Origin of the sequence: Streptomyces sp. NPDC093591, assembly GCF_044764885.1 — a bacterium.
GTDB lineage: Bacteria > Actinomycetota > Actinomycetes > Streptomycetales > Streptomycetaceae > Streptomyces.
In genome coordinates, this window is record NZ_JBIWIY010000014.1 from 59134 (window position 1) to 73063 (window position 13930).

At 70.2% G+C, this 13930-nt stretch carries 11 protein-coding genes; 7 read left to right on the plus strand and 4 right to left on the minus strand.

Going from position 1 to position 13930, the window contains the following annotated elements:
• The first annotated feature begins 54 nt into the window (after positions 1-54).
• The 3 genes from aspS to ACIREI_RS27840 all read left to right on the plus strand — a co-directional run bounded on the left by aspS (position 55) and on the right by ACIREI_RS27840 (position 4354).
• On the plus strand, positions 55-1818 hold the full coding sequence (aspS, locus tag ACIREI_RS27830; RefSeq protein WP_403338184.1) for an aspartate--tRNA ligase: 1764 nt from the start codon (positions 55-57) through the stop codon (positions 1816-1818).
• Positions 1819-1970: 152 nt separating this feature from the next.
• The gene (locus ACIREI_RS27835) at positions 1971-2900 is read left to right on the plus strand and encodes an intradiol ring-cleavage dioxygenase (RefSeq protein WP_403338187.1); all 930 of its coding nucleotides are present in this window, start codon (positions 1971-1973) and stop codon (positions 2898-2900) included.
• Between the two features lie 134 nt (positions 2901-3034).
• A complete protein-coding gene (locus ACIREI_RS27840) occupies positions 3035-4354 on the plus strand; it encodes an MFS transporter (protein ID WP_403338190.1) in 1320 nt (439 codons plus the stop codon).
• A gap of 52 nt (positions 4355-4406) precedes the next feature.
• Here the strand turns inward: ACIREI_RS27840 and ACIREI_RS27845 are convergent, their stop codons facing one another.
• Both ACIREI_RS27845 and ACIREI_RS27850 read right to left on the minus strand, forming a co-directional pair.
• Positions 4407-7595 carry an FG-GAP-like repeat-containing protein gene (locus ACIREI_RS27845; RefSeq protein ID WP_403338193.1) on the minus strand — a complete coding sequence of 1063 codons (3189 nt, stop codon included), beginning with the start codon at positions 7593-7595 and terminating at the stop codon, positions 4407-4409.
• Positions 7596-7802: 207 nt separating this feature from the next.
• A complete protein-coding gene (locus ACIREI_RS27850) occupies positions 7803-8483 on the minus strand; it encodes a hypothetical protein (RefSeq protein WP_403338195.1) in 681 nt (226 codons plus the stop codon).
• A gap of 204 nt (positions 8484-8687) precedes the next feature.
• Here ACIREI_RS27850 and ACIREI_RS27855 point away from each other — a divergent pair, with 204 nt between their 5' ends.
• The 3 genes from ACIREI_RS27855 to ACIREI_RS27865 are packed head-to-tail and all read left to right on the plus strand — an operon-like array spanning position 8688 to position 11946.
• Complete coding sequence (locus tag ACIREI_RS27855) at positions 8688-9314, plus strand: DUF4956 domain-containing protein (protein WP_403338198.1); 627 nt, start codon at positions 8688-8690, stop codon at positions 9312-9314.
• On the plus strand, positions 9311-10105 hold the full coding sequence (locus ACIREI_RS27860; RefSeq protein WP_403338200.1) for a polyphosphate polymerase domain-containing protein: 795 nt from the start codon (positions 9311-9313) through the stop codon (positions 10103-10105). Before ACIREI_RS27855 ends, ACIREI_RS27860 begins: the two co-directional genes overlap by 4 nt.
• A complete protein-coding gene (locus ACIREI_RS27865) occupies positions 10102-11946 on the plus strand; it encodes a carbohydrate-binding domain-containing protein (RefSeq protein ID WP_403338203.1) in 1845 nt (614 codons plus the stop codon). Before ACIREI_RS27860 ends, ACIREI_RS27865 begins: the two co-directional genes overlap by 4 nt.
• A 51-nt stretch (positions 11947-11997) precedes the next feature.
• Here ACIREI_RS27865 and ACIREI_RS27870 read toward each other — a convergent pair whose 3' ends face one another.
• Both ACIREI_RS27870 and ACIREI_RS27875 read right to left on the minus strand, forming a co-directional pair.
• Positions 11998-12363 carry a PH domain-containing protein gene (locus ACIREI_RS27870; RefSeq protein WP_403338205.1) on the minus strand — a complete coding sequence of 122 codons (366 nt, stop codon included), beginning with the start codon at positions 12361-12363 and terminating at the stop codon, positions 11998-12000.
• Positions 12364-12448: 85 nt separating this feature from the next.
• Positions 12449-12925 (minus strand): hypothetical protein, encoded by a 477-nt coding sequence (locus ACIREI_RS27875; protein WP_403338207.1) that lies wholly within the window; start codon positions 12923-12925, stop codon positions 12449-12451.
• Positions 12926-13266: 341 nt separating this feature from the next.
• Here ACIREI_RS27875 and ACIREI_RS27880 point away from each other — a divergent pair, with 341 nt between their 5' ends.
• Positions 13267-13728: a zinc ribbon domain-containing protein gene (locus tag ACIREI_RS27880; protein ID WP_403338210.1), complete on the plus strand. Its 462-nt coding sequence runs from the start codon at positions 13267-13269 to the stop codon at positions 13726-13728.
• Positions 13729-13930 lie beyond the last annotated feature (202 nt).

Below are 13930 nucleotides of genomic sequence, written 5' to 3' on the forward strand. Positions count from 1 at the left end.
GGGAAGTTTCACGTGAAACACGCCCCCCGATCCGCGAAGACTGGATGAACGACGATGCATCGGTACAGGTCCCACACCTGCGGCGAGCTCCGCTCCTCTGACGTCGGCACCGACGTCCGGCTGAGTGGCTGGCTGCACAATCGGCGCGACCTGGGCGGCATCCTCTTCATCGATCTGCGCGACCACTACGGCATCACGCAGCTCGTCGCCCGTCCCGGCACGCCCGCGTACGAGGCCCTCGACAAGCTGTCCAAGGAGTCGACCGTCCGCGTCGACGGCAAGGTCGTCTCCCGCGGCGCCGAGAACATCAACCCCGACCTGCCGACCGGTGAGGTCGAGGTCGAGGTCGGCGAGGTCGAGCTGCTCGGCGCGGCCGCCCCGCTTCCCTTCACGATCAACACCGAGGACGGGGTCAACGAGGAGCGGCGCCTGGAGTACCGCTTCCTGGACCTGCGCCGCGAGCGCATGCACAAGAACATCCTGCTGCGTACGTCGGTCATCTCGGCGATCCGCCACAAGATGACGGCGCTGGGCTTCAACGAGATGGCGACGCCGATCCTGTCCGCGACCTCCCCCGAGGGCGCCCGCGACTTCGTCGTCCCCTCCCGTCTGAACCCGGGCAAGTTCTACGCCCTCCCCCAGGCGCCGCAGCAGTTCAAGCAGCTGCTGATGATCTCCGGCTTCGACCGCTACTTCCAGATCGCGCCCTGCTTCCGTGACGAGGACGCGCGTGCGGACCGCTCGCCGGGCGAGTTCTACCAGCTCGACATCGAGATGAGCTTCGTCGAGCAGGAGGACGTCTTCCAGCCCGTCGAGAAGCTGATGACCGAGCTGTTCGAGGAGTTCGGCAACGGCCGCCACGTCACCTCGCCCTTCCCGCGGATCCCGTTCCGCGAGGCGATGCTGAAGTACGGCTCCGACAAGCCGGACCTGCGCGCCCAGCTGGAGCTCGTCGACATCACCGACATCTTCGAGGGCTCGGAGTTCAAGGCGTTCGCCGGCAAGCACGTGCGTGCGCTGCCGGTGCCGGACGTCTCGGCGCAGCCCCGGAAGTTCTTCGACCAGCTCGGTGACTTCGCGGTCTCGCAGGGCGCGAAGGGCCTGGCCTGGGTGCGTGTGGTCGAGGACGGCTCGCTGTCCGGCCCGATCGCGAAGTTCCTCACCGAGGAGAACGTCGCCGAGCTGACCAAGCGCCTGTCGCTGGCCGCCGGTCACGCCGTGTTCTTCGGCGCGGGCGAGTTCGACGAGGTCTCGAAGATCATGGGCGCGGTCCGGGTCGAGGCCGCCAAGCGCGCCGGGCACTTCGAGGAGGGCGTCTTCCGGTTCTGCTGGATCGTCGACTTCCCGATGTACGAGAAGGACGAGGAGACCGGCGCGATCGACTTCTCGCACAACCCGTTCTCCATGCCGCAGGGCGGTCTGGAGGCCCTGGAAACCCAGGACCCGCTGGACATCCTGGGCTGGCAGTACGACATCGTCTGCAACGGCGTCGAGCTGTCCTCCGGCGCGATCCGGAACCACGAGCCCGAGATCATGCTCAAGGCCTTCGAGATCGCGGGCTACGACCGCGAGACCGTCGAGGACAAGTTCGCCGGCATGCTGCGCGCCTTCCGCTTCGGCGCCCCGCCGCACGGCGGTATCGCCCCCGGCGTCGACCGCATCGTGATGCTGCTGGCCGACGAGCCGAACATCCGCGAGACCATCGCCTTCCCGCTCAACGGCAACGCCCAGGACCTGATGATGGGAGCGCCGACGGAGCTGGAGGAGGCGCGGCTGAAGGAGCTGCACCTGTCGGTGCGCAAGCCGCAGCCGAAGTAGGACTTCGCGAAGCCGTAGTCAGCTGTAGGCAGCCGTAAGTGGCTCGGAACCGGCGTCGGTTCCGAGCCACTTACGTTTACGGCGCTCATGCAGGGCTCTCACCCAGCTCTTACCCATGCTCCTGACAGGCGTGATCCCTAGCTTCGCTGCCCATGACGGGAAACCACACGGCCGAAGGGCCGAAACACAAGCGGGACCTCACGCGTCGCAAGGTAGTCGTCGCCGGTGCGGGAGCCGCGGCGGCGGTGGGCGTGGGCGGCACGCTCGCGGCGGGCGCCTTCGCGGGTGAGACGAACGGGTCCGCGTCCGCGGGTGCCACCGCGTCGAGCAGCTCGTCGAGCGCCGAGGTCTGCTACCAGCTGACCTCCGAGACGACCGAGGGCCCCTACTACATCGACGCGGACAAGCTCCGCCAGGACGTGACCGAGGACCAGGAGGGCATCGCGCTCACCCTGCGCCTCAAGGTGATCGACTCCGAGACCTGCAAGCCGATCAGGAACGCCGCGGTCGACATCTGGCACTGCAACGCGCTGGGCGTGTACTCGGGTTATGAGGCCATGGGCAGTGGCGGTGGAGGCGGGGGCGGCACCCCGCCGTCCGGCGAGCCGACGGGCGAGCCCCCGTCCGGCGATCCCTCGGGCGGGCCCGGCGGCGGTGGCGGGGTCCACGAGGAGCCGACGGACGACGAGCGGTATCTGCGCGGCACGTGGAAGACGGACAAGAAGGGCGAGGTGGTCTTCCGGACCGTCTTCCCGGGCTGGTACCAGGGGCGCTGCGTGCACATCCACACCAAGGTGCACGTGGGCGGCGAGTGGACGGACGCCGGGTACGAGGGCGGCAACACCTGCCACACCGGTCAGCTCTTCTTCGAGGAGGAGGCCGTGCTGGCGTCCGCCGAGGTCGAGCCTTACTCCACCAACACCACGACCCGTACCACCCTCGACGAGGACACGATCTACCCGGACAACGGCACCGAGGGCGGTCTGCTGAAGCTGAAGTACAGGAAGAACGACATCGCCAAGGGGGTCCTCGCCACGCTCACGATGGGCGTCGACCCCGAGGCCACCAACACCGGCAGCTGAACGACCGGGGCGTGCGCACGAAGGACGTACCGTGCGCACGCCCCATTGACCCGGAAGGAAAGCCTCCATTAGCTTCCCTGAAGCCGCGTACGTGACCACTGTTCACATACATGTACAGCTCAGGGGAGACAACGATGTCAGACCTAGCGATACCCGACGCCGAACGCCGCGCCGTCGGCAAGTTCCTGCGCCGGATGCTGCCGATCCTCGTCCTGATGCTGCTGGTCAACCAGATGGACCGGACGAACGTCGGCTTCGTCCAGGACGAACTCAGGGCCGACGTCGGGGTGAGCGCCACGGCCTACGGCCTCGGCGCCGGACTGTTCTTCATCGGCTACGCCCTGTTCGAGGTGCCCAGCAACATGCTCCTTGAGCGGTTCGGCGCCCGGGTCTGGCTGACCCGCATCATGATCACCTGGGGCGCGGTGATCGTGGCGATGTGCTTCATCCACAACGTGTGGATGTTCTACGCCCTGCGCTTCCTCCTCGGCGTCGCGGAGGCCGGCTTCTTCCCCGGTGTGCTCCTCTACTTCACCCAGTGGCTGCCGGACTCCAGCCGGGGCCGGGCGAGCGCGATCTTCCTCGGCGGCTCGGCGACGGCGTACATCGTGACCGGCCCCATCACGGGTGCGCTGCTGGAGCTGCACGGGGCGGGCGGGATCGCCGGCTGGCGCTGGATGTTCGCGCTGGAGGGGGTCTTCTCGATCCTGGTCGGATTCATCGCCGGCTTCTTCCTCGTCTCCCGTATCCAGGACGCCCGTTGGCTCACCCAGGAGGAGAGGGACGCGCTCAGCGACGCGGTCGCCCGGGACAAGGAGGCGCGTGACCGTGCCCCCAGGACGTCCCGGCTGAAGCTGATCCTCCACCCCCAGGTCGCCCTGCTGACCACGGTGTTCTTCGCGATGGCCCTCACCGGGTACGCGATCACCTTCTGGCTGCCGAGCCTGGTCGACGACATCGGCGGGCTGTCCTCCTTCGAGGTCGGGCTGCTCACGGCCGTGCCATGGATCTGTGCCGTGATCGCGATGTACACGATGGCCCACTTCACCGACCGCGCCCCGGACCGCCGCCCGTACCTGGCGATCGCCCTCGTCCTGTCCGCGGCCGGCACCTTCCTGGCCACCCTCGGCTCGCCCTGGTTCGGCCTCGCCGCGCTCACGCTGGCCGCGGTCGGGGGGAAGTGCGCGGCCACGCTGTTCTGGCCGATGGCCCAGTCGGGGCTCGACCTGAAGATCGCGGCGCCCGGGCTCGCCCTGGTCAACTCCCTGGGAAACCTGGGCGGTTTCGTCTCGCCGACCCTCTTCGGCTATCTGCAGGACACCACGGGCAGTACGAACGGGGGCCTGTACACCCTCTCCGCGGCCTCGGTCCTCGCGGTGTGCGGCGTGGCGTTCATCCGCCGGTCGCGGACGACGGCCGTGCCGGCACCGGAGACGGCGGCGACGCGGGCGTGAACGCGGAAGGGGGGCGGCCCCGCAGGACCGCCCCCCTCCTCGTCCATGCCTGTCAGGTCAGGGACTTGTAGCCGCTCCACCCGCTCGCGATCTGCGTCCGCGAGCCGAACGACCCCTTCCCGTCCCCGCTGTTGCGCCAGACGTTGCCGCTGGTGTCGCGGGAGACGAGGTCCGGGCGGCCGTCGTCCGTGATGTCGCCGATGCCGACGACGACGTTGTAGCTGCCGCCCCAGTTGCCGAACAGCTTCACGCGGGCGGCGAAGGTGCCGTCCCCCTTGCCGTTGTAGCGCCACAGGGTGTTCGCGGTGTCCTGCGCGAGCAGGTCGGGCTTGCCGTCGCCGGTGATGTCGCCGACGCCGACGATCTTCTTGTAGCCCTTCCAGCTGTCGTAGAGCTTGACGCGGGACGCCAGCTTGCCGGTGCTCGTGCCCTTGTAGAGGTAGACCGTGCCGGTGGACGCCTGGCGGACGATCAGGTCCGGGCGGCCGTCGCCGCTCACGTCACCGGGCGAGGTGAGCGCGTTGTACTGGGTCCAGCCGCTGCTCGCCAGGGTGGTGTACGACGTCGACGGCTTGACCGCCGAGCCGCAGCCCGGCTTGTACAGCCGCAGGGCGCCACTGCTGTACCGCACGAGGACGTCGTTGCAGCGGTCACCGCTCAGGTCGCCGAACGGGACGGCCGTGACGGTGGTGGGCCATCCGGTGCCGGTGTACTTGGAGTTGACCTTGCCCGTGCCGGTGCCGCTGTGGAAGGTCAGGCCGCCGGACGAGTTCAGGGTGAGCAGGTCGCCGCGGCCGTCGGGGCCGTCCGGGCTGGTGAAGTCGCGGCGAACCGCGGCTCCCCGCATGAGGTACCCCTCGCCGGTGGTGACCGTGGCCGCGGTGGAGCTGCCGAGGCCGGTCGCCCTGAGGGCCCAGGTGAACTCGCCGTTCGGGAAGTAGCCGCCGCTCGCCGTCCTGCCGTTCCAGACCGCCTCCACCAGCCCGGCGCTCGCGCCGCCGGTGATCGTGCGGGTCGCCTTGCCGTTCGCGCCGCTCTGCACCGACGTGAAGGTGAGGGACCAGGAGGTGACCGGCCGGGACAGGAACCACAGGCCGTTCCACGGGTCCGACCCGGGCGGATACGCGGAGGTCTCCGCGTCCGTGTGCAGGGCCGTCGGCGCGGACGGGGCAATGCCGGTCGTGGCGACGTGCGTCTGCTCGTACGTGTCGAACCAGGCGACCAGGCCCGTGTACTCGTCGACCGTCCAGCGGAAGCGGCGGTCCTCGGCCAGGCCCGTGTCGGGCAGCCGGGACGCGATCACGCGGGTGGTGCCCGTGGCCGCCTCGGTCAGGACCAACTGGTCGGCGCCGTGGTCGTGGCGGACGGTGAAGCCGTCGCCGAGGAGGACGTCACCGGGGGTCACCGACCGCGCCGTACCGGCCTTGGTGTCGTAGACCCCGGCCGAAGCGGTTCCGCACGCCCAGTACAGCCAGCGGCCCGCCGCCTGCAGCTCGCTCGGCACGCAGGCGAGGTCCGGGACCGTCACCGTGGCGAGGGTCCTGTTCTCGGTGAGGCTGTACGAGGTCAGCTTGCCGGCGGTCGTGGTGGCGCTCCACAGGGTGGGGCCGTTCAGGGCGGCGGCGCGGATGGAGCGCTTCAGCCGCTGTCCCTGGCCGAACTCGCCGACGTACTGCGCCGGGGTGGCGCCGCCGGAGTTGTAGACGGCGTAGTCGTCGGAGACGTCGACGATGGCGCCGCCCTCGGTGTGGAACTCCAGGCGGTGGCCGTTGACGGAGACCAGCGCGTCCGCGTGCTCCAGGCCGCTGCCGCCCTCGTCACTGTCGTAGTACGTGTCGAGGTAGACGTCCCGGGAGCCGTCCCCGTCGTGCATGCCCCACAGGGCCGAGCACGTCGCGCCCGGGTACGGGCACTTCGGGCTGATCGAGGCGCTGTCCGTGGCGGTGGCCGCGGTGAGCTCGGCGCCGCCGTCGGTGGTGAGGGTGCGCAGCGAGGTCGTGTCGGAGGCGCTGCTCGGGTTGTCCTCCGCGACGCGCAGAGTGCCGCGGCTGAGCGCGAGCCCGGTCTTGGCGTTCTCGTACGGCGCGACCTTGTACAGCTTCGTCAGCTGCGGGGTGCCGTCGGCGCCGATCGACACCCGCTGGATCCACCAGTCGGCGGGGCCGGTGCCGCCGGTGACGAGGGCGTCGCCGGAGGGCGTGGCCAGCGGGGTGCCGAACGACCTGGTCAGCAGCGTCTCGGCGGTGCCGCCGGTCAGGGAGACGGCCTTGACCCAGCTGCCGGAGGCGCCCAGGACGAGCCAGTCCCCGACGAGGACGGGGTCGGGGGCGGCGGTGGTCTCCTCGCCGGCCACCGGAACCGTCTCCTCGGCGGCGAGGTCGGCGCGGGGCTTGAGGTGCAGACCGGCGCCGGGCGTGTACCAGCCGACGCGGTCCTCGGTGAGGATCAGCTTCGGCGCGATGTCGGCGCCGGTGAAGGCCACCGTGAAGGTGGCGGTGGCGAAGTCCAGGTAGCCGACGGTGTACGAGGTGTCGCCGTTCTCGTCGTTCACCGGGTGGGCGAACAGCGCCCCGTCCTTGTCACCGGTGCGCTCGGACGGGCCGGGCCCCCAGGCCGCCTCGGCGGACGGATAGCCGGTGACCCAGCGCTCGCGCTTGACGCCGTCGACGAAGTCCACGAGCTGGAGGGACGTGCCCTCCACGGCCACGCTGTCGATGACGGCGCCGCGGTCGGCCAGAACGATCGTGGAGCCGTACGTGGCGACATAGCCGTCCGGCACGGTGACGGTGCGCAGCGCGCCCCCGTCGGGCGTCCACAGGGACACCTTCTCCTCGTACTGGTCGGGCTCGGCGACCGTGTCGGCGCCCTGCCCGTACCGGCCCGAGGGACAGGGGTCGGAGATGTAGTAGCAGGTCCCCGAGGTGGGCCGGTAGATGCCCGACGCCCCCTGGACGGTGACCGTGTCGCCGTCGTCGTAGTCCGTCCACAGCAGCCCCGCGACCCCGGCCTGGCGGTGCAGGAACCCGGTCTCGCCGGCCGAGAGGAGCCGGTCGGAGCGGGTGGTGTTGTTGGCCGGATCGTCCAGGACGATCTCGGTGGTCTCGGCGGCGGCGGTGGTGGCCGCCTGCGCGCCGGTGTCCTCCGTGCTGGAGAACAGGGTGATCGAGCCGGCCGCCACTGCCACGGCCAGAGCGGAGACGAGCGTGGCGCGGCCGGCTCGTCTCGGGGCGTGTCTGCCCACGTGAGTTCCCTCCCCTACGAGGGTCCCTGCCCTCGCACAAGTGGCCGGATCGTACCAAGGTGGCTGGTGTTCGACCTGCCGGTGATCTCCGCTCGCCCATCGCCCGTAAGGCTCGGCCCGTCGCCCGTAAGGCTCCGCTCGTCGCCCGTGAAAAGGACCGCCCGAGACCGCGAGGTCCCGGGCGTCGCACAGTCTCGGGAAGCCTCGTCACTCATCCGCGTCGGCCGGAGGCCTGAGCGCCTCCTCCTCCAGCAACCGCTCCGCGATGTCGTCCGCCCACGCCCGCACCCACCGGCGCAGCGCCCGCACCGGCTCCTCCTCCAGGCCGCCCGCGACGAACTCCCGGTCGTCCAGCAGTTCCGTCGCCTCCAGGCGGGACTGGAGGTCCGCCAGGTCGAGGTCGTCCCAGGCGTGGCGGCGGCCGAGTTCCTCCAGGTCGGGGTAGCTCCAGTGGGCCGCGGCCGCGTAGATGTGGACCACGTCGCGCGCGGCGCCGCGGTCGGTCAGCGCGCGGACCTTCGTGCCGATCAGGTCCTCCAGGGAGAGGGCGGGGCCCAGGCCGGTCATCACCGGCGGACGCCAGAAGGTCTCCTTCAGCAGGTCGACCGTGCCCTCCTCACCCGTGTCGGGGTCCGTGACGAGCAGGCGGGCGGCGAGCGGGTCGGTCTCCACGGGGCGTACCCGCCACCCGCGTTCCGTCAGACCGAACCGGACCATCGCCGCGATCTGGTCCATGGGCTCGGGGTTCTCGGTCGCCACCTCCACCGATGTCACCTGCCGTGCGGTGAGGTCGTGCGCCCGGGCCGCGCAGTCGCCGGCCAGGACGAGCGGGTAACGGGCGCCGACGATGAGGACGTCGGGCAGGAGAACGCGGGGCGGGGGCAGCATGGTGGCCCGATTATCGCGTCCGTGCCCGGATCGCCCGGCCGTCACCATGCCGCCGTACAGGTGTAGTTCACCTCACGGCCTCGTCCTGTTTTTCTCAAGGGCGGTTAAAGAAACCCAAAGGCTTCTCACAGACCGCTCCCCGATCGTCCTGGACATGAGCCCGTACAGCCCACGCCACGACAGACCCGGGGAGAGGCAACTGCCATGGACCAGCTGATCCTTGTTGCCGTCGACCTCGTCGCCATCTCCCTGCTCACCTTCGGCGTCTACTTCCCCCGCCACCACCGCCGGGACCTGCTCACCGCCTTCCTCGGCGTGAACGTCGGCGTCCTCGCCGTGGCCATGACGCTGAGCTCCGCCTCCGTGGGGATCGGGCTGGGCATGGGACTGTTCGGGGTCCTGTCGATCATCCGGCTCCGGTCGTACGAGATCGCGCAGCATGAGATCGCGTACTACTTCTCCGCCCTCGCCATCGGTCTGCTCGCCGGGCTCCCCGCGCGCCTGAGCGTGCTGACGGTCGCCCTGGTGGGGCTGATCGTCCTCACCATGTACGTCGGCGACCACCCCCGCCTCTTCGGCCGCCACCGGCAGCGGAGCCTGAAGCTCGACTCCGCGTACACCGACGAGGACGCCCTGCGCGCGCACCTGGAGGTGCTGCTGGGCGGACGCGTGGTGAACCTGGCGGTCAGGAGCGTCGACCTCGTCAATGACACCACCCAGGTCGAGGTGCGGTACGTCGTGACGCAGGACGCGAGGCCCACCGCCCAGGGGGCCGAGAGCCGACAGGCCCAGGAGACCGTGTCCGCCGCCAGGCCGGGAGTCCGGGCGTGACCGCCGCCGACCCCCTCACCCGCGTCACCGGCGCCCTGCGGCCCATCGGGCTCGACGAACTTGTAGCCCGCGCCTCGCTGCTGACCAGGCTGGACCGCAAGTACATGCTGCCCGTGCGTGAACTGCCCTTGTTCCTGGCCGGGTTGGGGGACGACGCCCAGATCCTGGAGATGGCCGGGCAGCGGCGCTTCGGATACCGGTCCGTCTACTTCGACACCCCCGGCCTGGACGGCTACCTGGGCGCCGCCCGGCGCCGCCGGCGTCGCTTCAAGCTCCGGGTCCGCACCTATCTCGACTCCGGTGACAGCTACTTCGAGGTCAAGACGCGTGGCCCGCGCGGGGCGACCGTCAAGGAGCGCATGCCGTACGAGGGCGAAGCCTGGCGCCTGGACCCGGCGGCCCGGGCGTACGCCGACGAGGTGCTCGCCGGGGCCGGTATCAACTCCGACAGCTTCCGGTTCGTGCCCTCGCTGGTCACGTCGTATCGGCGTACGACCTTGTTCCTGCCCGCGAGCGACAGCCGGGTGACCGTCGACACCGACCTGACCTGGGCTCTTCTCGACGGGACCGAGCTGCGTACCCCCGACCGGGCCGTCGTCGAGACCAAGTCGGGGCGCGCCGGGTCGGGCGCGGACCGGCTGCTGTGGTCGCTGAAGCACCGGCCCTGCCCGGTCTCCAAGTACGGCACGGGGCTCGCCGCCCTGCGCCCCGAACTGCCCGCACACCGTTGGCTGCCCGTCCTGCGGCGCCACTTTCCGTCCCCACTCGCACTGACCGGGAGTCCAGCATGAGCAGCAGATCCGCACGCGGGAGATCGCCACGACGAGTGCGTACGACGCTGATGGGCGCCCTGGCCTCCGTCGCGCTCGGTACGGCGGTGCTGGCCGGGTGTTCCGCCGAGTCCGGTTCCTCGTCGTCGGACTCGGCGGGCTCGGGCTCCACCTCCTCCTCCGGGGCCGCATCCGTCGACGGGGCGCAGACGGCCGCCGCCGTCCTCGCCGGCAACCAGGACGTCCACGCGAAGGACGGGGACACGGACGCCGACAGGTCCGGGGCCGTGGAGATCGAGCTGAACGGTGACTCCGCGTCCGCCGAGGGAGACGGGGTCACCGTGGACGGGGCGACCGTCACCATCACCGCGGCCGGTACGTACCGGCTCAGCGGCAGCCTCGACGACGGGCAGATCGTGGTGAAGGCCCCCGACGCGAAGGTGACCCTCGTCCTCGACGGAGCCGCCATATCGAACTCCCGCGGCTCCGCGTTCGACATCGCCGACGCCGACGAGGCCGTGGTCGTCCTCGCCGACGGCAGCGAGAACACGCTCGGCGACACCGACACGTACGCCGGGGACGCGGAGGCGAACGCCGCCCTGCACAGCGCCGCCGACCTGACGATCGGGGGCAGCGGCTCGCTCACCGTGAAAGGCAACGGCAACGACGGCATCGCGAGCACCGACGGCCTCGTCATCCAGGGCGGCACCCTCACCGTCGACGCCGCCGACGACGGCATCCGCGGCAAGGACTACGTGGTGGTGAGCGGCGGCACGGTCACCGTCACGGCGGGCGGCGACGGGCTCAAGGCCGACAACACCGAGGACGCCGACCGGGGTTATCTCGCCGTCGGCGGCGGCACGGTGAAGGTCACCGCCGAGGGCGACGGCGTCGACGCGGCCACCGACGTGGTCGTCACCGGCGGGAAGCTCACCGTCGGCAGCGAGGCCTCCGACGACTCCTCCGCGCACGGCCTGAAGTCGGGCGTGATCACGGTCCTGGAGGGCGGCACGGTCGACGTCGACTTCTCCGCGGACGCCCTGCACGGCGACGGTGCCGTCCACCTGGCCGGCGCGACCGTCAAGACCGCCGCCGGAGACGACGGCGTCCACGCCGAGGGCGACCTGGTGATCAGCGCGGGCAAGCTGGAGATCACGGAGTCGAACGAGGGCCTGGAGGGCAAGGACATCCTGGTCAGCGGCGGCTCGACGACGGTCACGTCCGGAGACGACGGCGTCAACGCGTCCGGCAGTGAGACGTCGTCCGACGAGCAGGGCGGTCAGGGCGGCTTCGGCGGCGGAGGCGGTGGCGGTGAATCGGCCGGGGACTACTCGGCGAAGGTCACCGGCGGCACCCTCGTCATCAACGCCGACGGCGACGGCTTCGACTCCAACGGCACCGCCGAGATCAGCGGCGGCACGGTCGTCGTCAACGGCCCGGAGAGGAACGGCAACGGCGCGCTGGACGTCAACGGCGGCTTCACCGTGAGCGGCGGCACGCTGCTCGCGGCCGGCAGCGCGGGCATGGTGGTCGCCCCGGACACCGAGTCCGAACAGGGCTGGCTCTCGGCCACGCTCGACTCGTCCGTCCCCGCGGGCACGACCCTGCACGTCGTGGACTCCGACGGCAGGGTGGTGGCGACGTATGTGACGTCGAAGTCGATCCAGAACGTCGTCTTCTCGTCCTCCGCGATCAAGAGCGGCGAGGAGTACCGGATCCACTCCGGCGGCTCGGCGTCCGGTGACTCCACCGGCGGCCTCGCCGAGGCGGGTGACCTCGGCTCGGCCGACGAGATCGCCACGGTCACCGCGGGCGAGGCCCCGGAGGGCGGCTTCGGCGGCGGACCGGGCGGACGGCGGTAGGGAACGGCCGTAACGCGAACGGCCGTAACGCGAACGGCCATAGGGAACGGGCTACTTGGCCACGAACTGCGTCAGGATCGCCTGCACCTCGTAGATGTCGACGCCCTTGGTGAACGTCTTCTGGATCGGCGTCGCCGATCCCGAGAGCCAGATCTTCAGCTCGGCGTCCAGGTCGAAGGTGCCGGCGGTCTCGACCGCGAAGTGCGTGATGCTGCGGTAAGGGATGGAGTGGTACTCCACCTTCTTGCCGGTGATGCCCTGCTTGTCGACCAGGATCAGACGGCGGTCGGTGAACAGGATGGTGTCGCGTATCAACAGGTACGCGGCGTGCACCTGCTCCCCGTGGCCCAGCAGACGGGCGTAGTCCTGCTGCGCCTTCCCCTGGTCGACGGTGTGCGCGTTCCCGAAGAGTGCCATGGATGGATCCCCCCACTTGATGGCCTTGCGTGATCTTCGCAATGTACAGCGCCTCGGGGGTGTTCCGGCATAGGGGCGCAAACGATCAGGTGTCGTACGAACCGTCCCAGGGTGCGCCGAAGCCGAGGAGGTCCGGGTACAGCTCGGCCCAGGCCTCGCCGTCGTCCTCACCGGTCACCATGCCGAACAGCACGCCGTCGACGGTGAGTTGGAAGGGCCGGATCGCGATGTCCGTGTAGGTGCGCCGGGGGAGGCTGCGCAGTCCGGTGGCCAGGTGGGCGCGGGCGCGGGCGAGGACCGAGTCGGGTCCGTGCGGCGCGCGCTGCTGCTCGGCCCAGGTGCCGGCGCACCAGATCTCCGAGTCGCGGTATCCGCCGTCGGCGTCGAAGGTGTGCAGGACCGAATAGAGGCGTTTGTGCTCTTCCCAGCCGGAGCCGAGGTCGAAGCCCTTGGGGAAGGCGTAGGTGACCGAACCCATGAACTGCCCGTCCGCGTAACGGCCGATCGCCTCGGTACGGCCGTGCGGCTCGTAGGCGATCGGGATGACCTCTGGGACTGCCATGGCGGAAACCATACGGTCGTGCCGTGGGGCATGGTGGCGGTGGGGCGCGATCGATGCCAACCGGATGGGCAACATCCGCATGACGTCCTCAACTTGAGCACTGATCAGTCAAAAGATTCACCTACTTCTGGCGAGGACGCCCCGGCATTCATGGTGGAGGAATCTCCTGCTGCGGTCGCGACACGGAGCGTCGCCACGTCGGCCCTGTGCCGGGCGGGGAGCGGGGTGCGGATCCCCGACGATCCGGGAAATGCGAACAAGCAGCCTGTGGGTCACTGGTTGGGGTGAGCGCCGAGTGAACGGTGGTCGTATGTGCGGCCATCGCACTACGGTCCGATGCCGTGAAGCTGGTGGTGCAGGTGAAGCTGCTGCCGACGCCCGAGCAGGCGATGGCACTGGAGGTGACGCTGCGTACCTGCAACCGGGCCGCTACCTACGCCTCGCAGGTTGCCTTCGCCAAAGGCCTCAAGGACCGCAACAGTCTGCAGAAGGCGGTGTACGCGGATGTGAAGGCGACATTCGGGCTGTCGGCGCAGCCGGTCGTGCGGGCGGTGAAGAAGGTCGTCGACGCCTATACGACGCTGAAAGCCAGTCTGGAGGCCGGGAATCTGGACGCGGCCTACACCTCGCAGCGCTGTCCGCGCTGCGGGCATACCGAGCGGGCCAACCGGCCTACCCGGGACCATTTCTGCTGTCGTCGGTGCGGGCTCGCTGGCCCGGCCGACATCGTCGCCGGGGTGAACGTGCGCGATCGCGCCCGCTCGGCGTGGGTGCTTGTCACCGCACCCGCACCCTCCCCCTGAACAACAGGGGTGGGTGGATGCGACCCGTGACCGCCCTGTCGTAGGGGGCAGTCGGGAGCGCGACGAGGTGTGAACGACCGAGTGCGCAAGCTCGGCCGGTCACGGCCGAGAAGGTGACGGCAACCTTTCAGATCTCCGCGACCACAGACGGATCGGAAGCCCGCTCACGCGGGCCCGCTCGCCGGTGCGCGAGCCTCACCGA

Coding starts and splice junctions, on each gene's coding strand:
- ACIREI_RS27865 (WP_403338203.1), top strand. CDS start 10,102: ATGAGCAGCAGATCCGCACGCGGGAGATCGCCACGACGAGTGCGTACG.
- ACIREI_RS27855 (WP_403338198.1), top strand. CDS start 8,688: ATGGACCAGCTGATCCTTGTTGCCGTCGACCTCGTCGCCATCTCCCTG.
- ACIREI_RS27870 (WP_403338205.1), bottom strand. CDS start 12,363: ATGGCACTCTTCGGGAACGCGCACACCGTCGACCAGGGGAAGGCGCAG.
- ACIREI_RS27850 (WP_403338195.1), bottom strand. CDS start 8,483: ATGCTGCCCCCGCCCCGCGTTCTCCTGCCCGACGTCCTCATCGTCGGC.
- aspS (WP_403338184.1), top strand. CDS start 55: ATGCATCGGTACAGGTCCCACACCTGCGGCGAGCTCCGCTCCTCTGAC.
- ACIREI_RS27840 (WP_403338190.1), top strand. CDS start 3,035: ATGTCAGACCTAGCGATACCCGACGCCGAACGCCGCGCCGTCGGCAAG.
- ACIREI_RS27835 (WP_403338187.1), top strand. CDS start 1,971: ATGACGGGAAACCACACGGCCGAAGGGCCGAAACACAAGCGGGACCTC.
- ACIREI_RS27875 (WP_403338207.1), bottom strand. CDS start 12,925: ATGGCAGTCCCAGAGGTCATCCCGATCGCCTACGAGCCGCACGGCCGT.